We start from the raw sequence: 20,402 nt of genomic DNA, 5'->3' as shown, positions 1-20,402 counted from the left end.
TCTGCAGAACGTGAAATAATTTATGTTTGAATCAATATATCGCAGTATTGAACTGGGAAAAGAGAGTTTTGAGGTAATTCGCAAAGATAAGGAGATCCTCCTTTTTCCAGTTCTTTCAGGCATCGCCTGTATAATTTTTGTAAGTCTTATGATCGTGCCCGCACTCATTGCCGGAACGGTTTTTGGCAGTACCATGGATAATCCGGTGATTCTGTACGGAGGACTTTTTGTCTTTTATCTTATCACCAGTTTTATCGTGGTCTTTTTCAACACGGCCTTGGTTACCTGCGCTCATATCAGGCTCACTGGCAAAGACCCGACTTTTCATGATGGCATATCTAACGCCACTAAGCATATCGGCAGGATATTTGCATGGGCAGTGGTCTCCGCGACGGTTGGAGTGATATTATCTGTCATCAGGGATGAGAGTAATATCATCGGGCAGATTATCATCAGCATGATTGGCATGGCGTGGGGCTTGCTAACGTACTTTGTCATTCCTGTCATGATACTGGAAGACCTGGGCATCGCATCTTCAATAAAAGAGTCTGCTTCATTATTTCGCAAAACCTGGGGGGAATCAATCGTGGGGCCTGGTTCCATATCCATAATTTTCGTTCTCATCGGGCTTGTTGCATTACTCCCGCTGGCTATCATTGTTCTCATTGGAAATGCAACGCTTACAATCATCGGTATTGCAGGATATGTTCTGCTCATTGTTGTGCTTGCAATTGTGGCCTCTGCTCTTCAGGGAGTGTTTAATACTGCATTATACATCTATGCAAAGACTGGAAAAGTTCCTGAATCATTTTCACCTGAACTTGTTCAGACTGCTTTTGTACCAAAAAAAGGAAGAATGGGTCCGGGAACTATATAATTCCCTTTTTATAATAACCGGAATTCCCAGGTCATCTTTGACGTTTTACCAAAGATAACCGCAACCGGGCATAAGAGGGTCATGGTCCGGTCAAGTGTCCTCGCTATGGTCTCCTCATCAAAAGAGCCTTTCAGGGTTATGATATGGTGGACTGTATCAAACGTCGCCGGAAGATCCTGAATTCTTGTTGCATGAGTTTCGATAATGAGCATCTCCGGAACAAATCCCTTGTCTTTTAGATCAAGAAGAATTTTTACTCCGATGCACCCTCCAAGAGAAGTAAAAAGGTAATCTATCGGATTTGGAATCATTCCTCCGCCTCCAAGGTGTGCATGGGCATCAATGGGAATGGTAAAACCGGTACTTGTTTTGGCTGAAAATTGCATTCCTCCCTGATGTGTGATGCACATTGAGACCGGGTTGAACTCTTTTCTGGAAGGATCCCAGGGGATATCAGTAGTCATCTGTATACCTGAACCGCCCGGAATAAAAAAGATTTTCAAAGGAGTCAGATATCAGTCTTCTTTCCCTTTCCGGACATTTGCATCGATTCCGAAAAACGAAGCAAATTCTCGTGTTTCAGGATAACTTTCAAGAAACATCTTCAGAAGCACGGTTAATGGAACGGCCACAATCACTCCTGAACCGCCAAGAAAATATCCCCAGAAGATCATGGAGATGAATACAATAGCGGGTGAGAGTTCCATTCCTCTTCCGGCCAGTTCCGGGAAGAGAATATTCTCTGAAAACAGGTTAACCAGGCTTGCGAGAATGACCACCAGAATCGCTGTAGCCGGATTTATGTCTACCAGTGCCAGGATAGTCGGGGGAATTACTGCAATGATAAACCCTACATAGGGTACAAAATTGAGTACAAACATTAAAAGTCCCCACAGCCAGGGATCCTGCACTCCCATAATAAACAGAACTAACGCAAAACCGGCTCCTGTTACCAGGTTTACCTTTGTCCGGATGATGACATATTCAATAACGACAGAGCCGAATTCAGTCATCCGGTCAGCAAGTTCCTGCCTGTATGAACCTAGAATCGAGTTTATTTTCTGGGAAAATATTGTTGCTTCAAGAAGGAGGAAGAGCGTAGTAAACAATACAATAAAAAGGGTTGATACCTGTCCGATGACTGAAGTGATCATCTCCGGAGAGAAGGATGATAGTGATCCGGATAACTGGCTTGCCGGAATCAAAGTGGAGATATCAACACCAAAATTTGCCAGGGAAGACTGGAGGATGAGCATATTGGATGAAATCCCTTTTTCAATGGTAGGCATATGGTCAATCAGGGGAGATACAGACAGTATAACCATGAGAAAGGCACCGGCAAGACAGGCTAAAAATGTGAAAAATGCAAGGTAACTGGCAAGTGTTGGTTTCACTCCTCGTTGTTGCAGCCATTGTGATACCATTGAGAAGATGATCGCTGCAAAAACTGACAGCAGCATGGGGCCGATAAACCCTCCGGTCATCTTCAGCCCGGCCAGGATAATGAAACAACCGGCGGAAAGAAGAATAATCCGGTCAACCTGTGGCAATTGTTCAAAAGAAACCATATGGTTATAGAAGACAGATACCAGTTAAGACTTTCTTATGAAAAGGGGTATAATATAATGAGATAACTATTTCATATTTTTTATCTGAAGAAAAGAGCCAGTGAAAGCTGCCCGGAGTGACAATCCTAAAAAGGATCAAAGGTTTACATCAGGATGGATACAGTTACCATACTTGGGCTATTCTGCATTACCTCAGCAATCATAACATATGGGCTCGGAATTTTTGTCTGTGCAAAAAACCCGGATAACAGGGTAAACCGTCTTTTTCTGCTTGTGAGTATCGGTGCATCGTACTGGGCCATCGGAGAATTCCTTATTTGGAATCAGAATAGTTATGAAAATGTCTGGTTCTGGCTTAAAGCAAGTTCACTATGGGCTCTGGTCATCGTCATGTGCATCCATTTTATCCTGGCGTTTGCAGACCACCCTCTCTCACGGCCCGGAAAAGTCAGGTATCTACTGGTTATTCTCTACCTTCCTGCAATTTGCATCGCATTACTGAATGTTTGTACTGAAAGTATCTTCACGGTAGGATACTCACCCTCATTCCGGTATTACTATACTCCTGTGCTGGACAATCCCATTTACCTGTTAACCACGGTATACTTCCTGTCAGCCTTTTTTTGGGGTCTTTATGTCGGATTCAAGGCACGGATTTCAGCCGGAAAAGACAGATTCAAAAGGCAGGCAAGTACCATCAGTGTCGGACTTTTGATTCTCATCGTCCTTGGATCTCAGTCGGTAATTTTTTTGCCAATGTTTGGAATCTATGTCCCAAATCTGGTATTTATCGGAATTGTATTATTTTCCATTGCAATTGCCTACGCAATTCTCCGGTACGGTTTATTTATTTTAAACCCGGAAACGGTTGCAAGCAATATTATCCAGACCATGCCGGATGGTGTGATACTTCTTGACATGGATGGAAATGTAATCAGTTCGAATAACTCATCCCACAAATTGCTTTCACATTTCTGGCAATCAAATCCTGGAAAATTTACCGGACCTCCTCTCCCTGAACCGGCATATACAGAAATTCGGGAGATTATCCGGGAAAAATCAGTTTTATCCGATTATGAGATTTTTCAGGGGATTCATGATCAACAAACCCTGAGTATTTCCGGAACACTGGTCACCGACCCCTATGGAGAACCGGCAGGGATGATCCTGATTATTCATGATATAACCGAACGGAAAATTACTGAAAAGGTTCTTCGCCTGGCCAATGAAAAGATATCCCTTCTCAATCGGCTCACCCGGCATGATATCAGTAATCTCATCACTGCACTTGCCGGATATCTTGAAGTTCTCAAAGATGAAGAGGATGAAACTACCCGGATGCGAATGTTGTCCGTCTGCATTGGCCTCGTGGATAAGATAACTCATCATCTCCAGTTCTCACGTGAGTACCAGAATATCGGGGTTCATGAACCCTTCTGGCAGTCACTCAGAGAGATGACAGAAAAAGCGGTATCTGATATCCATCATGAGAATGTAGACATCATTGTTGACATCGGTGATGTTGAGATATATGCCGATCCTCTTTCGATAAAAGTCATTTATAACCTGTTAGAGAACGCAATCCGGCATGCAACCGGCCTTACCTGGATAAGGGTACATTCGGCAGAAGAGAATGATGGAACGTATATGGTGTCCATTGAGGATAATGGTCCGGGTATCAGTCAGAAAGAGAAAGAGAAAATTTTTGATCAGGGGTATGGCAAAAATACTGGTTTTGGTCTGACCCTCTCACGTGATATTCTTGCCGTGACCGGAATTAGTATCATTGAAAATGGAGAAGAAGGAAAAGGGGCCAGGTTTGAAGTGACGATTCCTTCAGAATCCTGGAGAAATCCGGTTTTGGAGTCATGATTATAAGGATTTGAGGTTTTAAAAACATGGAGACCCTGATGAACCATACCGGAGTAGCATGAATCAGCCATCATTGTTTATTGATTTTAAGAATGTTACCGTTGTCACCGGAGGACATGTTGTATTAGATTCATTATCGATACAAATACCGGATGGTGACCATATTGCCATACTCGGTCCCAATGGATCCGGAAAATCATCGTTTATAAAAACTCTTGTAAGAGAATACTATCCTGTCTACTCAGAATCCGGAACCGTCTTTCAGACCTGGGGTAAGACACGATGGGATGTCTTCGAACTCCGGTCACAGATTGGATACGTCTCACAGGACCTGGAATTATCTTTCAGACAGAACATCACCGGACGAGAAGTCATACTCTCCGGATTTTTCAGTAGCATTGGTCTTTTTTTTCATTCCATTACCAAGGAAATGGAAAAGAAAGCTGATGAAATGTGTGCATTTCTTGAAATTACTCATTTACAAGATCGGCTCTTTACTGAAATGTCATCAGGTGAAGCACGCCGGTTTCTTATCGGAAGGGCACTGGTTCATGATCCGCGAATCCTGATCCTTGATGAGCCTTCAAATAGTCTGGATCTTCATGCTCTTCATATGCTCCGGAAAACAATGAGAAAAATCGCGGGTAAGAAAGTCATCATACTGGTTACTCATTCCCTTCCTGATATCATTCCGGAGATAAACCGCGTTGTCCTGTTTAAGGGTGGCAGAATATTTTCAGATGGCCCAAAAGATCAAATATTGACCGACACAAAAATCAGTTCAGTCTTTGAAGTTCCGGTAAGGATCAGGTTAGATGACGGGTTTTATTACGCAACCGGATATTAATGCTGAAGCGAAATATGATAGATTCTAAAAAAAGTGGTTATTGTTGTTGGTATTAGAAGCGTCTTCTGTTAAAGCCGCCGGAGTTACCGCCAAAGCCGCCGCTGCGGTTTCCACCGCTGCTGCCGCCAAAGTCGCGACGTGGCTGCATTGGACGTGCTTCGTCAATCCGCATGGTTCTTCCGCCATATTCGGTATCGTTCAGACCATCAAGTGCTGCTTGTGCTTCTTCGCTGGTTCCCATTTCGACAAATCCAAAACCCTTGTTTTCAATGATTTTGGCGCTGACAACCTCACCATAAGTAGAGAAGAGTTCGCTGAGCTGTGTCTCGTTGGTGGAGTAGGGCAGGTTGCCTACGTATAATTTCTTTCCTTCCATGATAGTCCCTGTAAGGGTTATTGCATAACTGTTGGGGCCGCCGTGATCTATACCACTTTGCGCCAGAGAATTACCAAAAATAGCACTGAGATTATCCTTTTCGAACTGAACGATAGGTATCAAAAACTATTGTCAGAATTTACTCTTTCGTCTGCACATACACAACGTGTTATGATGATATAAAGTTTGTCATGCCGGGGATTTCTCAAAAAAAATCCTTGGTTGATTGGAGGTTTTTTTCTGAAAAAAATTGAATAATATGGTGGCATATCGCTTCAGACTGCTGATACAAAACCCCGTGCCCCCATTCTCCGGAATGACACCGGTTGATTCCATGTGTCTTTGTAATTATTTTCACGATGAACTATCCAACCGGATCTCATCTCTCCAGTATATTGTTTGGTACATCAGGTTATCCGGTTATCGGGTACCGGTATGTAAGGGTGAACCGCGGATAAAAGAGAAAATCAGACCTTAAACCGGGACATCTCTCCTGATATCTTGTCTATCCGGATGGTAGCGTCCTGGATTGACTGGGCAATGCAATCCAGAGATACTGAATTTTCCTCGGTTAATGCAGCAGTATTTCCCAGTTCATTAACCATGGCATGGAATGCATCGTTCATGAGGGTAATATTTTCCATTACCTTTTCATATGATGTCATCTGGGTCTGACTTTCATGGTCAATCGATGAGATGACCCGGGTAATTTCCTCAATGGATGATGCTAAATCAGAGAAGATGCTGAGTGTATCCTGAACTGCCAGAATACCCGAGTCTATATCCTTTTGTGAGATAATAATTGCCGTTTTCATCCTGTCTGAACGTTCCTGAAGGATGGAAATTATCCTGCTTATCTTCTCTGCTGATTTTTGTGACTCTAAAGCCAGGGATTTGACCTCACCTGCCACTACAGCAAATCCTTTTCCTGCGTCTCCGGCACGGGCAGCTTCGATTGCAGCATTCAATGCCAGAAGGTTGGTCTGGTCTGCGATATCAGTAATAATTCTGACAATGTCGCCAATTTTATCCATTTCAGAGGTTATCTCACCGATGATTTTTTGTGTTTCATCGTGAGAAGAGACGATAGATTTCATCCCTGAATCAGCGTGCTGACTACTTTCGGCCCCTTTTCGTGATAGCTCCTGTGACTCAGATATTCGCATTGCAGCCTGTGCAGTCTGACTGGCGATATCAGATCCGATTTCAATGACCCCTTCAACAGCTGACTGGATATTGGATATTCCGGTTTTTGAGAGATCAGCCTGAGAACTCAGTTCAGTAGTTCCCCTTGCAATTTGTTGTGATCCGGATGCAATCTCCTCAACACTGGCATTAGATTCTTCCATCTCGGTTTTTAATCCATGGATCTGATCTGAAATCTCTCCAATAAGTATTCCAAGTTGAATCCCAATGCTGTCAAGACTTTCCCTGAATGATTTAAATTCTCCCTTTACCGGGATTCCTGTATTAAATCTGGCGGTAAAATTACCTGATGCATATGCCCCTGATAATCTCATCGCTTCAGAGACCGGTTCCATTACTGCATCAAGTGTTTTGTTTACCGCATCTACAACATTCTGATATTTTCCACTAAACCGTGATGTGTCTCCACGGATATTCAGGTTCCCCCCTGATGCAGCGGTTGCGATGGTAGTTATCTCCTGCAGTACTGCTACCTGTTCCTCTCCATCTCTGGTCACTTTATCCATGGTCTCTTCAAGTCTCGCCGCCATCGCATCAAAGGTTCTTCCAAGGAGGGCAACCTCATCATCTCCTTTTGGAGAGATCCGGTAACTCAAGTCCCCTTCGGATAGTTTTCCTGCAGCGGTTGTAATCTCATTTATCGGTCTTGTGATAGATCTCGCAACAACAAAGAGAAGTGCCACACCCCCGGCTGATACCATCACACCGAAAATTACCAGGAATACGGTGAGTGAGATGGCAGGGGCTGTTAAAATTGCAGAGGGAACTAAAACCAGGACTTTCCATGACAATGCCGGATCTCCGATAATTATCTCTGATGAATCACCCACAAATTCACCTGCATAAAATGTTTCTCCGGATTGACCGGATAACAGAGTATTCAGAGTATCTTCTGATATCCCAAGTACCGGTGCAAGGGAACTTGCAGGTTCCCCAACGGTTCTGATATCCCCGGTAACTCCTGCGATTGTTCCGTCATTACTGACAATGAGAAGTATTCCTTTTCCTTCATAGAGATTTGCTTCATCTGCAATCCGGTCAAGGTCTGCAAGGGTGACATCTACTCCGGTGATCCCGAGGAACTCTTCGTTATGGATGAGCGGAACAACTGTTGAAGCCATCAGTACCGGTTTACTCTGTGATTCTTCCACATACGGATTGGTCAGCGTATTCTGGTGAGAGGTTGCAGGGATGGTATAATAATCATTGATATAGTCGGTCTGTGCATCGTCAGAGAGTGGATCGTAAATCATCCGCTCAAAAGCCCCGTCTTCCCGGAACCAGTACATATTCATTCTTCCTGAAGAGCCAAATCCGTTTTTACCTGCATAAGAGGAGTCTGACTGGTCATATGCATCCGCTTCCCACATCGTATAAACTCCATTATATAAGGGGTGATTTCCAAGCATCCCTCCTATGATAGGGACAACCTCATCCCGGGAGAGGGGGCTTTTTCCTTCGTACGGGCCCATTAGGATTTCTGCAAGTGCTTCTGCACTGTGCATGGGTTCATTAAGTAATTGAGTAACTTTCTCAGCCTCAAGATCAGCAGTTATTCGAAGTTCTTTTTCAGCTCCTGATATTGAAGAGTTGTAGGCTGCTACTGCTGCGAAGAGGATGATAACCCCTGCTACGAGGATTAGGGAAAAAGAACCTGCATATATTATTTTTTTACTGATTGAATTGATTGAGAAGAGTGCTGCCATCACTGGATAATGTGTGAGCTTACTAATAAAAGAATTGGCATACCTCTCTTAAACTGGTTGGCATGATAGATACTATCATGGTATATGGTCAAATGGTACTATGGACAGCCATGTTCCTTTACATGAACTTAACGACCGGATGAGACGGTTTAAAAGTCGAATGGATACGAAAAACCCGGATTGGGAATTGGCCGTCTTTTTTGGGAATATCAATCTGTATTATTTTACCGGCACTATGCAGGACAGCATGCTCTATATTCCCCGTGATGGCGATCCAACACTGTGGGTACGTAAAAGTTACGAACGTGCAAGGGATGAATCTGAGTTTAAAAATATTGAGAGGATGAGCAGTTTTCGTGATGCAGCTAAAGTATATTCTGCCCATCCTGTATCTGTGTACCTGGAGACCGAATTAGTTCCTCTGGCATTGTATAACCGGTTTTCCAAGCATTTTCCAATTCCTGACATAAAGTCCCTCGATACTGATGTCAATATGGTCCGGGCGGTTAAAAGCCAGTTCGAACTATCGCTCATGAAAAAATCCGGAAAAATTCATGCCCGGGTTCTTGAAGAAATCGTCCCCGGAATGCTTTCCGAAGGAATCAACGAGGCTGAATTTGCAGGAAAGTTATATCAGGTTCTGGTTGAGGAAGGTCATCATGGCATTTCCCGGTTTGGTATGTTCAACACTGAGATGCTACTCGGTCAGATAGGATTTGGTGAAAATTCACTCTATCCGACATCATTTGACGGCCCGGGCGGATCAGTAGGACTATGTCCGGCGGTCCCGCTTCTCGGTGACCGGAAGAGGAAACTTAAAAAAGGAGATCTGGTTTTTGTCGATGTCGGATGTGGGGTTGGCGGATATCATACTGACAAGACGATGACATACATGTTTGGAAAACCACCTGCTGATGATGTCACTCGTGAGCATAACAAGTGCCTGGAGATTCAGAATATTCTGGCTGAAAAACTTGTTCCGGGTAATATTCCTTCTGAAATTTACAACTCGGTCATAGAAAACCTGGACGAATCCTTTTTAAAAAATTTTATGGGGTACAAAGACCGGCAGGTAAAATTCCTGGGTCATGGAGTAGGTCTGTTAATTGATGAAGTGCCGGTAATTGCCAGGGGGTTTGATGAACCTCTTCTGGAAAACATGGTATTTGCACTTGAACCAAAGAAAGGAATACCGGGTGTCGGGATGGTTGGAATAGAGAATACCTTTATTGTTACACCAAAGGGTGGAACCTGTATAACCGGAGAAAATCCCGGACTTATTCCGGTATATTAACTATTTTTTCTCTTTTTTGTATGTGATATGATGATGTTTTTGAAGGTACTGTAATATTTTATCAGATTCAATCCATCGCTGATCCAGCTGACTGATAAGTTCATCTATGTTTTTAATTTGTGCAAGAACCGGGTCCGAAATCTCTTTTTCCAGTTCATCTACAAGGAGCATGATGACGGTAAGCGGGTTTCTGACCCCATCATTTAATATAGATAATTCAGCGAGGTTTTTTTCTATCTGTTTAATCAGTCCTATTCGTTCCTCTTCATACTGGTTTTTGATTGTTATATCTTCCAGAATCGCAAGTCCCACTACGGTTTTTTCAAGTCTGAATATGTCCAGAGTCACCTGAACCGGAAGAATATCATTATCATTCCGGATAATTCCTGATTTAAAAGAACAGATGTCTGCATCAATATATGATAAATCCTTCACAAAAGAGGATCCGCTAATGGGAAGATAGGACTGGATCTGATTGTGTCCGATTAATATTTCCAATAACGTTTTTTGTAACATCTCCTGGGCTTTCGGATTTAAGTCCATGATGCGACCGGGTTCTCCCTCGTCAGTAAACTCAAAGAGTATCAGACCTAAAGAGACATTGGAGAACATTTGCCGGTATTTTAGTTCACTCTCCCGTAAGGCAAGTTCATTCAGCCTGGTGTTTGTGATATCATGAATAATTCCCACCGAACGGACTGCCAATCCTTCTTCATCCCATTCGGTCTTACTGATACCACGGACATATTTTATCCGGTTATCTGCAAGTTTTATCCGGTAAACGATATCATAGGGAATTTTATTCCTGATATGGTGCTGGAATGCCTCATCCACCATTCCCCGGTCTTCAGGGTGGATCATACGGAGAAATGTATCATAGGTCGGGATGAATTGCCTGGGTATCTTTTCAAAAATCGAGTATAATTCATCAGACCAGAATAGCTTGTCCTTTTTGAGGTCCAATTCCCAATGCCCCAGTCTGGCGATAACCTCTGCTTCTTTCAGCCGCTCATTCGCAACAATTCTGGCAATTTCTGCTTCTTTGCGTTCGGTAATATCACTTATCTGAACCAGGAACCATTTCGGCAGATTATCTGGTCCTGGAATGGGAGTTACCATCAGGTCAAGATATCGTATCCCCGGATGAGAGGAAGGAATATGGTATTTTTCCCTGAGTGTATCAAAGTCCATAAGTATCTCCCTTTTAACGACTTTTCCTGATGACAGTGCTTCTTTTTCATCATCATCGAGGTATGCCCGGAAAAAGAGGTTTTCAGATTCAGGCAAACTTTTTTCCGAAGCACCAAAAAGGGATATTGCGGCTGAATTTGAATCGATAAGAGTTCCGTTAGTATTGTATACAAAAATGGCAACCGGTGAGAAATAAAACAGGCTCTGGAATTTTTGCTGGTTTTCAATAAGCCAGGCTTCCATCTTTTTCTTTTCAGTAATATCAATGGCTGTTCCAAAATAAACCGCTGCCTGATCGGAGAAGTCCTTAATGACTACAACGTTGATATTGAGCCATATCTGGGTTTCATCCCGTTTTTTCAGCGAAATTTCCAGATTTCTGACCGCTCCCTGATAACTCAGTTCTTCTCTTAACCGGTCGTACCCCTCCGAATCAAGTCCTAATGTTTCGATGAGGTTTACCTTTTCCCGAACCATCTGGTCTGGTCCGGAATATCCTAACGTAAATGCAAAAACCGGATTGACCAAGAGCACGACACCATCTGCTGTGCATTGAAAAAGACCGATATTTGCACTTTCAAAAATCAGTCGGTAAAATGATTCACCCTCATGCAGAGTTTTTTCAGCCAGCAGGGCATCGGTGTTGTCGTGAGCAATACCCTCAATACCGGTTATTTTACCATCTTCTGCATATATGAGATGAACATTTGCTGTGATGTACACCAGGGAACCATCACTCCGTTTCAACACAAGCGGATGGTTTTTTAAGGTTTTTTCAGAGAATAACCTGTTTCTCATAACAATCCGATCATCGGGGTTTTGGTAAAAATCAGATAATGGCCTTCCAATGATATCATCCACATTACTATGTCCGAGCATTTTAACTGTACTTGGACTAATAGCCTCTAAAACTCCCTCCGGGTTTGCACGGAAATATCCGTCTTCGATTTCAGAAATGATCATCTGATATGATGTATCTTTTTCGTGGGCAATTTTTGCAGATCTATCTGCATATCCGAGGTAAAACCGGAGCCCGAACAAAAAAAGAATTGAAAAGGCAATCATACTGCCAGGATGACCAGCAGGTAAGAAGTAAGGGTGGACAGGCCTTCCTGATACAGTTTTCTTGGATATATTACCCCGAAATACGTGGTCTCTTTACTTAACGGATCAGGAATTTTCAGGTATGAAGCGATGGCACTCTCGTTTATTACCTGGGTTGAAATACTTCTTTGTCCGGGGTGTTCATCCTGGATAGGGAATAATTGTTCCACTTTGCATTTATCCGCCAGGAATGCCGGTTCATCCAGAATTATGGATAACTCCTGAAGATACGCCGGATGGAAATATCTTCCCATGATAACATATCCCTCCCCGTCGGTACCCGTTGTGTGATATTGGACCGGGTGAGACACTAAAATCCCTGATGTATTCTTGGTATGGAAAACAAGGGATGTTAAACCGGTAATGTTTTCGTCATTTTGGACAAGGGGGCTTTGACTTTGTATGTAACCTGACAATACCGGTTGCAAAGGAAACTTATCCCCGACCGGATTGGTGTAGTCATCTTCATAGATGATATCTCCTGAATCATTCAAAATCGCTACAATATCTATTCCTATTGCTTTGAATGAATCCTGACTCATCCCCTCATTTGAAAAAGCAGGATAGGACCCTTCGGTAAACCGTGCCATATCGTCCCATACTGCATAATCTGCCACTGTTTTTCCCACATATGCGATAGAATTATTAAGATTTTCTGAAAAACGATTCATCCTGGATTCCATATCTTTTTCTTCAATTGACTGGAAGGTATCCAGAATAAATACTGATACGATGACTGAAATCAGAGAAAAAAAGATAATGCAGAGTAAAATCAGGACTAGTAAGGTATAATAAAATTTTTTCAGGTATGGCTCCCTTGAGGTAGTTACCCTGGACGGGCTTTGTGCATTTACGGAAGCTGTTTTTTGGCTCTTTAGGGGGCTCATGCATGACAACTCCGGGGTAGCCTGTTTTATCGTATTACATGATTCATGAGGATAAGGGAATAAGAAGTATTGTCTGTGTGAGTAAATCCTATTAAGAGAATATATGAGTTTCGGTCATAGGCGGGAGAACCTCCAGCTTCGAAAGATTACCCCCGGAACGATCGGATATGAAAAAATATCTCCATTATTGTCCGGAAATAAAAAATTCTTTCTCATTAAGGATGGTTAATTTGGTGCATCGGTAATGTTGTACATTGCGCGAAGATGAATCGGGATGTAAAGAGAAAATATCATGATGAGAGAATATTTTTCAGCAGTAAATTTTTCAACGAATAATTTTGTTCTTTTTACTCTGAAACAATGAGTTAATCAGCCCTCTTTATGATCAACATATTTGTACTACATATGCAATAATATTTAAAATTAAATTCTACACGATTGATCATGTGATCAGCAGTCTGATCATGACCTCTCCAGGAATCTGGAAGGGATTGGTATCCATGTCCGGATAGCAATCTGTATGAAAACCCACAATGGTGCTACAATGGCTGAAAACTTCGATGTCAAACTGGACAAAAAAACATACATTCCGGATCCCTCATATCAGGCGAATTCTGCACTCGGCGATTACAAAAAGGCTTATGCAGAATTTTTATCCGACCCGGATGGATTTTGGGCAAAAAAAGCCAGGGAATTGGACTGGATAAAACCCTGGGATAAGATCCGGGATTGGGAATGGCCACAAGCCCGCTGGTTTTGTGGGGGAAAACTCAATGTCTCTGCAAATTGTCTGGACCGGCATGTAAAGAACGGAAGACGAAATAAGCTTGCACTCATCTGGAAAGGTGAACGGGGAAAAGAAGAGATCTACACATACCGACAGTTATACCGTGCAGTAATGCGGTTTGCCAATGCTTTGAAAAACCTTGGTGTCAAAAAGGGAGATTGTGTGTGTCTGTACATGCCCTTAGTTCCGGAGCACGTCATAGCAATGCTTGCCTGTACCCGGATTGGTGCAGTACACTCAATCGTCTTTGCCGGATTTGGAGCAGAAGCTCTCCATACCAGAATTCGTGATGCGGATGCAAAGGTGGTAATCACCGCAGATGTTGGCATAAGACGTGGAAAGTTCATACCACTCCGGAGCATTGTTGATGAAGCGGTAAAGAATGCCCCAAGTGTAGAAAAAATTGTGGTGCTGAGCAGGGAACGCTGTCCGGTTGAACTCTACTCTGAAATGGAAGTGGATTTTTACGCAATTCAGGAAGGAGTAAGTGAAGAATGTCCTCCGGAAGAGATGGACAGTGAAGATCCCCTGTTTATCCTCTATACCAGCGGGACAACCGGTCAGCCAAAAGGAATTGTGCATACTACCGGAGGGTATCTTGTCGGAACACATTACACCAGTAAATATATCTTTGATTTAAAGGAGAATGACGTCCACTGGTGTACGGCAGACACCGGATGGATCACCGGACATAGTTACATTGTGTATGGTCCTCTGTCTGTGGGTGCAACGGTGGTAATAACCGAGACAACCCTTGACTATCCTGATCCCGGAGTCTGGTGGAAGATAATCGAAGAATTTGGTGTTACCATATTCTACACTGCACCTACCGCCATCAGGATGTTCATGAGGGTCGGAGAAGAATGGCCAAATAAGTACAACCTGAGTTCACTCCGGATCATCGGTTCAGTCGGTGAACCCTTAAATCCGGAGGCATTTGAGTGGTACTACCGGGTCATCGGTAAGAATCAATGCCCGATACTTGATACCTGGTGGCAGACTGAGACCGGAATACACATGATAACAACCCCTCTCGGCCAGCCCATGAAGCCCGGGTTTGCCGGGGTTCCAATCCCTGGAGTCGTGGCGGATGTTGTTGATAAAGAGGGCAAACCGGTTCCTGCCGGACAGGGTGGCCTTTTAGTCATAAAGGAACCCTGGCCCTCCATGATGAGAACCGTTCACAAAAATAAAGAGCGGTACTTACAGTACTGGAACCAGATCAATCACTGGTATACCGTGGGAGATCTCGCTGTCCGTGATGAAGATGGGTATATCATGGTCCTTGGAAGATCTGATGACATCATCATTGTGGCCGGACATAATCTCGGGACTGCAGAGGTGGAATCAGCACTTGTGGCACATGAAGCCATTGCAGAAGCAGCAGTCATCGGTGTTCCGGATGACATGAAAGGACAGGCAGTAAAAGCCTTCGTTGTCCTCTGTCAGGGTTATGAACCCAGCCAGAAACTGATATCAGAACTCATCTATCATGTCAGGATGACCATCGGTCCGATTGCCATGCCTTCAGGAATAGAATTCATGGACAAACTTCCCAAAACCCGGAGCGGGAAGATTATGAGGAGAGTTCTCAAAGCAAAGGAGATGGGTGTGGATCCGGGAGATATCTCCACCCTTGAAGAATAATAAAAAACCTTTTTTTCGGTTTCGTGATTCTAATGTGACTATCCTGGTCAATTCAGTGAATCTCTCATCCTGATAAGTCCCTGGTAAAATTCGAGAAGGTATTCATCCATATTCAGACTTCCTTCCTGAAAAGGACAGTCAAGTTCCATGACTTTGTCAATAACATCCTGGCCTGGAAGAATACTGTCGATTATTACTCCTGATTTTTGAGACCCCCTGATGAGTGATTCACGAAACGGGCCGATGCAATATGCAATCCGTCTCTTATAGGTGTTTTTTGTTTTCGTTAAATATCCGGCAACCCGGTCGGTTTCGATACGAAGAAAATCATCCTGGATCTTTTTATCTTTAACCTTTCCCAGCATATACTGGTAATGTGCAAAAGGATACATCGTCTCCAGTTCTGAAGGAACAATTCCACAGGTTCCAAATATCACAATATGGTAGGTATCAGGCTGAAGCACTTCTTCGATAATCTTTCTCATTATCCGGTGACTGGGACTTGTACTATAGGGTTTTCTGACCGCACAGGGGATGAAAATTGCAATATCACGGGGCTTGACATCATAATCATCAACAATATACCGGTATGCTGCTTCGAACTCCGGAAGGTAAAAAGGCGGCTTTGTAAGTTTCTTTTCCTTTTCCTTTCCCGTATCCTGATCCGGTTCCCCCTGTTTGATATCCGTCATCATGTATCATTTGTTCGCCGAAAACGATTAAGGCTGTGAGTCCGGATAAAAAAATTCTGTATTACCGATATACAAAAGTAATGTGAGCTATAATACTAGTGCATGATAAAAGCAATCCTCATCTTCTTTATTTTTTCTAGTTTTCTCATTCTGACAGCATCAGCAGATGTGAATGGAACAGATTCTGTTCTTCCTGCTCATACAGAATTACCTCTTATGAACGATTCACAAAATGTCTCTCTTTCACCTGATCCGGTCTCTGAAATGGTCTCATTTGTAAAAGAGGCCGTCGCATATTCAAAGGCAACTCCCCGGGAGGAAGCATTAGCAGAATTTAGTGACAGAAATGGTTCATTTTTCAGAGGAAACCTGTATATCTATGCATATGATTTTGATGGAGTGACGATTGCACATCCATTACAAACAGAACTTATCGGAAAAAGCCGGCTCATGGAAGAAGATGCTGCAGGTGGATTATTCATTAAAAATCTCCGGGATACTGCAGTTAATAACACCGGTTTTGTAGTTTTTTATTATGTAAACCCTGCTCACAATAACACCATTGAAAAGAAACTGGGGTATGTTGAAAAAGTTGATGATGCCTGGTGGCTTGGATCCGGAATTTATGGGGAGAATGTAACTCTTCCTAACCTGACTTTTTAAACCAGTGAACATTTTTTTGGACCACAAAAACGGATGAATGGAACCTGAATTTGATGACTTATTGCTTCTTTTCCAGGCCGTTATACAATGGATTGCAATAATTCTATCTGCATCCACAGGTGTCTATGATGCACGAAGACACGGGCTTGACTATTTTGGTGCCCTGGTAATAGCCGCCATTGTAGCAGTCGGAGGTGGAACCATCAGGGATCTGCTTCTTGGCAGATATCCTCTCTTCTGGCTTCAGGATCCCATTTATCTAACAAGTATTTTTATCGTTGGAATTATCGGGATTCTCCTGATACCAATCTCCACAAAAAGTAATCAATCAGATTCATCCCACTCATCCGGTATCATCCAGCCGGTTATCAGACTGATGTTTGGCACGTCCGGATCATTTGCGTTGATCGATTCATTTGCTCTTGGCATGTGGGCATATCTGGGAACCCTGTATGCGTTAACATCGGGGATTCCTCCGGTAATCGCTCCAATTATGGGCATTATTACCGCCTCTTTCGGGGGAGTCCTCAGGGACATTCTGTTTGCACAAATTCCCGAGGTATTTCGTCCAAGCCAGTTTTATGCATTAGCATCATTTGCCGGAGCATGTGCCTATGTCATCTCCTGGGTGCTTAATCTCCCATATCCAAGCGGTTTTATTGCCTGTATGGCTTTGACCGTCCTTGTGAGAATGACCTCCATAAAATATAATATTACAAGTTTTTGATGAGATGTTTCCTATCAAAGCCTGAATTAAAAGGGGTTTTCAAAAACCCAATATCAAAATATTCTAACCTCACTGGCTATAATATTAATCCACAGCATGGAACTTTTTATCACGTCATTCCTCATTGGAATCGGACTTGCAATGGATTGCCTTGCAGTCTCTTTTGCGGCAGGGGCACATCAGAAGACATCCCGGTTACGTGCTGCAGCAATACTGGCCCTCTTTTTTGGAGGTTTTCAGTGTGGCATGACTTTACTTGGGTGGTTCCTTGGAAGTGGCTTTGCTGAAATTATCAATGCCTATGACAATTGGGTTGCATCTGGTCTTCTTTTTATAATTGGAGGAAAGATGGTAATTGAAGGGATAAAGGATGGAGAAGAAGAATCTCCGGATGTCTTTCATATCCTCGCAATAATCACCCTCTCCATTGCGACCAGTATTGATGCTCTGGCAGTAGGCATCGGATTTGCCTTTCTGGAGATCATTCCGGTTATCCCTGCAGTAATCATCGGTATTGTTTCAGGTGTGATGTCAGTATTTGGGATTTACACCGGAGGAAAACTAGGGCATATCCTTGGAAAAAGAGTAGATATCCTTGGCGGATTAATTCTTATTCTTATCGGAATCAAAATACTATTAGAGCATTCATAAATTCTCATTCTTTTCCAGGATCCGGAATCCTGATGGAGGAGCAGATATTTCAAAACGTGCTCCTTTTGAATACTCTCCCTTTTCCGATATCTGTATGTCGGTTATTGAAAGGATCTCCCGGACCAAAAAGAGTCCGGACCCTCCGACAAGTCCGGTTCCCCGGTTAAATATGTTCTCTTTTCTGTCATCCGGAATACCCGTCCCATTATCCTCTAAAATAAGAGTCAGTCCGGAATCTGTTGTTTCATACCAGAAACGGTATTTTGTTGCATGACCACTGTGGTAAATAATATTTTCAAGAAGGTAAAAAATGGCGTCTTCAAGAAGGGGATCGGCAAATAATTCCAGACCTTCAAGACGGATATCCCGATCATAATATGAAATATCCAGGTGGGATGCCGCGTATACGTATACTTCCATGACATTTTGCCATTTTGGGGGATGAAGCCCCATATTCTGATACTGCCTGGCTAAATGGAGAACTCGTTCCATCTTCTGCATCTGCTCCAGGGACTTATCCAGATAATTTTTTTCGTCATCACCTGTTACAAGCTCCTGGGTAAGGGTTAAAAAACCGTTCAGGGAAAACAAAGCACTCTGAATGTCCTGGAAGGTGAAGGTATTAAGCGTATTCAGTTTCTTCCTTGCCATATTAAGAGCAGCCTGGATACTTCTCAGTTCTTCATAATTCTGCCGGATTTCAAACTCTTTCTCCTGGATCTCTTCAATTGCATCAAGGAGGTCACTGTTTGTTTTTTCCAGTTCATTGAGCCGCTGCTGAAGTTCAGGGTAGTAACTTTTCCGGATAGAAGACTCTCCAAGGCCGATTATCTTCATCCGTTGATCTTCCCAGTCGGGAGCATCTTCAGAGTGCTTTTTCATATATTTTTTCCAGATCTGATAATGTTGGTTTACGTGGATTAGTTGCCAGACAGGGATCTTTCATTGCTGATTTTGCAAGATCTGATAGGTTTTCCCTGGTAACGCCAAGGTCGCCGAGTCGTTCAGTAATGCCCAGTTCTACTCTTAGTTTTTGAAGAGCATGTAATAACATTTGTTTTATCTGTGACTCCTGATGAGACTGGCAATCAATGTTCATTGCACCGGCAATTGTTTCATATCTCTGTGGACAAACCTCAAAATTAAAATCTATCACGGACTCAAGAAGAAGTGCATTACACTCTCCATGCGGAAGATCTGATAGCCCGCCAAGACTGTGAGCCATTGCATGCACTGCCCCAAGACTTGCATTTGAAAAAGCAAGACCTGCAAGAAGGCTTCCGAGCATTGTTTTATACCGATAACCGATATTGTCCGGATTATGGTATGCAAGGGGAAGATATGCGCTAATTAAACGGATTGATTCAAGTGCCTGGATGTCAGTAACCGGAGAAGAAGCATTTGAGACATATGCTTCAATACTGTGAACCAGGGCGTCCATACCGGTATGTGCGGTAAGTTCTGCTGTTAGTGAAGTTAGTGGAACCGGGTCAATAAGGGAGATGTCCGGAACAATCTTCTTACTGATAATTGCAATCTTAACCTTTCTTGCGGTATCGGTAATAATGGCAAATTGTGATACATCAGCTGCTGATCCGGCAGTCGTCGGAATACATATAAGCGGAGGAGCCGGAATGATGACATTATCCACCCCTTCAAATTCCAGGATATGCTGGTCATTTGATGCAACAATCCCGATACCTTTTGCACAGTCTAGCGGGCTTCCGCCTCCAAGTGCAACAACTGCATCACAACCAGCCTCTTTATAGAGTTTTGCCCCGTTCATAACCTCAAAATCGCGGGGGTTTGGTGTTATGTCAGCAAACAGGGTATGGCGAATTCCTTCGGAATCAAGACTTTCAATGACATCACGGACCCATCCGGCACGAATAAGATTGTTCCCGGTCACGAGGAACACATGACTTGCACCAAGGTTTTTTGCATATCTCCCGGCAAGTTTTCGTGCATCTACTCCGATGATAAATTCGGGAGATACGAATTTTCGAAGTTCAAATGATACATCAACCATTATCTATTCTCCCTCGGATATCCTCGTAGCAGTAATCCACATGCAGATATTTAATTGTACAGGTTATTCATTTAAAATCCCCTGTGCCAGATTCTCCTCACCTAAAAAAAGATATTTGAACGCTTTTTCCCTTAACAAAATTCTGAAAAATCCCAATAAAGATCCACCCATAGAAAAGAAAAGCAAAACCGGAAGTGAATTATCACCATTCTTATATATCCTTACATCTCTTAACTTTCATATCAGGTCAGGTCCCAGGGCAGGGCTGAGTGAGTTGA

17 protein-coding genes are annotated in these 20,402 nt (G+C 43.0%); 8 read left to right on the top strand and 9 right to left on the bottom strand.

Features of this window, described 5'->3' with window-relative positions:
- Positions 1-22 precede the first annotated feature (22 nt).
- Complete coding sequence (locus DLD82_RS02410) at positions 23-877, top strand: DUF6159 family protein (protein ID WP_109939508.1); 855 nt, start codon at positions 23-25, stop codon at positions 875-877.
- An 8-nt stretch (positions 878-885) separates the two neighbouring features.
- On the opposite strand, the gene DLD82_RS02405 is transcribed toward DLD82_RS02410, so the two are convergent.
- Positions 886-1,341 carry an OsmC family protein gene (locus DLD82_RS02405; protein WP_146199666.1) on the bottom strand — a complete coding sequence of 152 codons (456 nt, stop codon included), beginning with the start codon at positions 1,339-1,341 and terminating at the stop codon, positions 886-888.
- A 51-nt stretch (positions 1,342-1,392) separates the two neighbouring features.
- A complete protein-coding gene (locus DLD82_RS02400; protein WP_109939506.1) occupies positions 1,393-2,445 on the bottom strand; it encodes an AI-2E family transporter in 1,053 nt (350 codons plus the stop codon).
- A gap of 153 nt (positions 2,446-2,598) precedes the next feature.
- Here DLD82_RS02400 and DLD82_RS02395 point away from each other — a divergent pair, with 153 nt between their 5' ends.
- Both DLD82_RS02395 and DLD82_RS02390 read left to right on the top strand, forming a co-directional pair.
- Entirely contained in the window at positions 2,599-4,317 is a 1,719-nt protein-coding gene (locus DLD82_RS02395; RefSeq protein WP_109939505.1) for an ATP-binding protein, read from the top strand.
- A gap of 58 nt (positions 4,318-4,375) precedes the next feature.
- On the top strand, positions 4,376-5,164 hold the full coding sequence (locus DLD82_RS02390) for an ABC transporter ATP-binding protein (RefSeq protein ID WP_109939504.1): 789 nt from the start codon (positions 4,376-4,378) through the stop codon (positions 5,162-5,164).
- 52 nt (positions 5,165-5,216) lie between these two features.
- Here DLD82_RS02390 and DLD82_RS02385 read toward each other — a convergent pair whose 3' ends face one another.
- Together DLD82_RS02385 and DLD82_RS02380 are read right to left on the bottom strand one after the other, a co-directional pair.
- Positions 5,217-5,663: an RNA recognition motif domain-containing protein gene (locus DLD82_RS02385; RefSeq protein WP_245920342.1), complete on the bottom strand. Its 447-nt coding sequence runs from the start codon at positions 5,661-5,663 to the stop codon at positions 5,217-5,219.
- Positions 5,664-6,007: 344 nt separating this feature from the next.
- Positions 6,008-8,452, bottom strand: a complete 2,445-nt coding sequence (locus DLD82_RS02380; RefSeq protein WP_109939503.1) for a methyl-accepting chemotaxis protein — start codon at positions 8,450-8,452, stop codon at positions 6,008-6,010.
- A gap of 100 nt (positions 8,453-8,552) precedes the next feature.
- Here DLD82_RS02380 and DLD82_RS02375 point away from each other — a divergent pair, with 100 nt between their 5' ends.
- Positions 8,553-9,746, top strand: a complete 1,194-nt coding sequence (locus tag DLD82_RS02375) for a M24 family metallopeptidase (RefSeq protein ID WP_109939502.1) — start codon at positions 8,553-8,555, stop codon at positions 9,744-9,746.
- On the opposite strand, the gene DLD82_RS02370 is transcribed toward DLD82_RS02375, so the two are convergent.
- Both DLD82_RS02370 and DLD82_RS02365 read right to left on the bottom strand, forming a co-directional pair.
- The gene (locus tag DLD82_RS02370; protein ID WP_109939501.1) at positions 9,747-12,002 is read right to left on the bottom strand and encodes a PAS domain S-box protein; all 2,256 of its coding nucleotides are present in this window, start codon (positions 12,000-12,002) and stop codon (positions 9,747-9,749) included.
- Entirely contained in the window at positions 11,999-12,928 is a 930-nt protein-coding gene (locus tag DLD82_RS02365) for a CHASE4 domain-containing protein (protein WP_109939500.1), read from the bottom strand. The genes DLD82_RS02370 and DLD82_RS02365 overlap by 4 nt, the downstream gene beginning before the upstream one ends.
- A gap of 544 nt (positions 12,929-13,472) precedes the next feature.
- Between DLD82_RS02365 and acs the strand changes: the two genes are divergently transcribed.
- Entirely contained in the window at positions 13,473-15,362 is a 1,890-nt protein-coding gene (acs, locus tag DLD82_RS02360; RefSeq protein WP_109939574.1) for an acetate--CoA ligase, read from the top strand.
- A 47-nt stretch (positions 15,363-15,409) separates the two neighbouring features.
- On the opposite strand, the gene DLD82_RS02355 is transcribed toward acs, so the two are convergent.
- On the bottom strand, positions 15,410-16,054 hold the full coding sequence (locus DLD82_RS02355; protein ID WP_109939499.1) for a DUF5591 domain-containing protein: 645 nt from the start codon (positions 16,052-16,054) through the stop codon (positions 15,410-15,412).
- Between the two features lie 102 nt (positions 16,055-16,156).
- On the opposite strand from DLD82_RS02355, the gene DLD82_RS02350 reads away from it, so the two are divergent.
- The 3 genes from DLD82_RS02350 to DLD82_RS02340 all read left to right on the top strand — a co-directional run bounded on the left by DLD82_RS02350 (position 16,157) and on the right by DLD82_RS02340 (position 18,095).
- Positions 16,157-16,717, top strand: coding sequence for a cache domain-containing protein (locus DLD82_RS02350; RefSeq protein WP_245920341.1), 561 nt, complete (start codon positions 16,157-16,159; stop codon positions 16,715-16,717).
- Between the two features lie 37 nt (positions 16,718-16,754).
- Positions 16,755-17,444 (top strand): trimeric intracellular cation channel family protein, encoded by a 690-nt coding sequence (locus DLD82_RS02345; RefSeq protein WP_109939498.1) that lies wholly within the window; start codon positions 16,755-16,757, stop codon positions 17,442-17,444.
- A 96-nt stretch (positions 17,445-17,540) separates the two neighbouring features.
- Positions 17,541-18,095: a manganese efflux pump MntP gene (locus DLD82_RS02340; protein ID WP_109939497.1), complete on the top strand. Its 555-nt coding sequence runs from the start codon at positions 17,541-17,543 to the stop codon at positions 18,093-18,095.
- On the opposite strand, the gene DLD82_RS02335 is transcribed toward DLD82_RS02340, so the two are convergent.
- Together DLD82_RS02335 and ercA are read right to left on the bottom strand one after the other, a co-directional pair.
- The gene (locus tag DLD82_RS02335; protein WP_109939496.1) at positions 18,090-18,977 is read right to left on the bottom strand and encodes a sensor histidine kinase; all 888 of its coding nucleotides are present in this window, start codon (positions 18,975-18,977) and stop codon (positions 18,090-18,092) included. The two genes, DLD82_RS02340 and DLD82_RS02335, sit on opposite strands and share 6 nt — an antisense overlap.
- The gene (gene ercA, locus DLD82_RS02330; protein WP_109939495.1) at positions 18,961-20,124 is read right to left on the bottom strand and encodes an alcohol dehydrogenase-like regulatory protein ErcA; all 1,164 of its coding nucleotides are present in this window, start codon (positions 20,122-20,124) and stop codon (positions 18,961-18,963) included. The genes DLD82_RS02335 and ercA overlap by 17 nt, the downstream gene beginning before the upstream one ends.
- Between the last annotated feature and the right edge of the window lie 278 nt (positions 20,125-20,402).

This window comes from Methanospirillum stamsii (assembly GCF_003173335.1).
GTDB classification, from domain to species: domain Archaea; phylum Halobacteriota; class Methanomicrobia; order Methanomicrobiales; family Methanospirillaceae; genus Methanospirillum; species Methanospirillum stamsii.
Note: the sequence above shows the minus strand (reverse complement) of the source record. Positions and strands in the feature narration are given on the sequence as shown.

What these genes read in the sequence shown, in the direction of transcription:
- DLD82_RS02395 (WP_109939505.1), top strand. Translation starts at nt 2,599, where the DNA reads ATGGATACAGTTACCATACTTGGGCTATTCTGCATTACCTCAGCAATC.
- DLD82_RS02410 (WP_109939508.1), top strand. Translation starts at nt 23, where the DNA reads ATGTTTGAATCAATATATCGCAGTATTGAACTGGGAAAAGAGAGTTTT.
- acs (WP_109939574.1), top strand. Translation starts at nt 13,473, where the DNA reads ATGGCTGAAAACTTCGATGTCAAACTGGACAAAAAAACATACATTCCG.
- DLD82_RS02390 (WP_109939504.1), top strand. Translation starts at nt 4,376, where the DNA reads ATGAATCAGCCATCATTGTTTATTGATTTTAAGAATGTTACCGTTGTC.
- DLD82_RS02350 (WP_245920341.1), top strand. Translation starts at nt 16,157, where the DNA reads ATGATAAAAGCAATCCTCATCTTCTTTATTTTTTCTAGTTTTCTCATT.
- DLD82_RS02345 (WP_109939498.1), top strand. Translation starts at nt 16,755, where the DNA reads ATGGAACCTGAATTTGATGACTTATTGCTTCTTTTCCAGGCCGTTATA.
- DLD82_RS02340 (WP_109939497.1), top strand. Translation starts at nt 17,541, where the DNA reads ATGGAACTTTTTATCACGTCATTCCTCATTGGAATCGGACTTGCAATG.
- DLD82_RS02355 (WP_109939499.1), bottom strand. Translation starts at nt 16,054, where the DNA reads ATGACGGATATCAAACAGGGGGAACCGGATCAGGATACGGGAAAGGAA.
- DLD82_RS02400 (WP_109939506.1), bottom strand. Translation starts at nt 2,445, where the DNA reads ATGGTTTCTTTTGAACAATTGCCACAGGTTGACCGGATTATTCTTCTT.
- DLD82_RS02335 (WP_109939496.1), bottom strand. Translation starts at nt 18,977, where the DNA reads ATGAAAAAGCACTCTGAAGATGCTCCCGACTGGGAAGATCAACGGATG.
- DLD82_RS02370 (WP_109939501.1), bottom strand. Translation starts at nt 12,002, where the DNA reads ATGATTGCCTTTTCAATTCTTTTTTTGTTCGGGCTCCGGTTTTACCTC.
- DLD82_RS02380 (WP_109939503.1), bottom strand. Translation starts at nt 8,452, where the DNA reads ATGGCAGCACTCTTCTCAATCAATTCAATCAGTAAAAAAATAATATAT.
- DLD82_RS02365 (WP_109939500.1), bottom strand. Translation starts at nt 12,928, where the DNA reads ATGAGCCCCCTAAAGAGCCAAAAAACAGCTTCCGTAAATGCACAAAGC.
- DLD82_RS02375 (WP_109939502.1), top strand. Translation starts at nt 8,553, where the DNA reads ATGGACAGCCATGTTCCTTTACATGAACTTAACGACCGGATGAGACGG.
- DLD82_RS02405 (WP_146199666.1), bottom strand. Translation starts at nt 1,341, where the DNA reads ATGACTACTGATATCCCCTGGGATCCTTCCAGAAAAGAGTTCAACCCG.
- ercA (WP_109939495.1), bottom strand. Translation starts at nt 20,124, where the DNA reads ATGGTTGATGTATCATTTGAACTTCGAAAATTCGTATCTCCCGAATTT.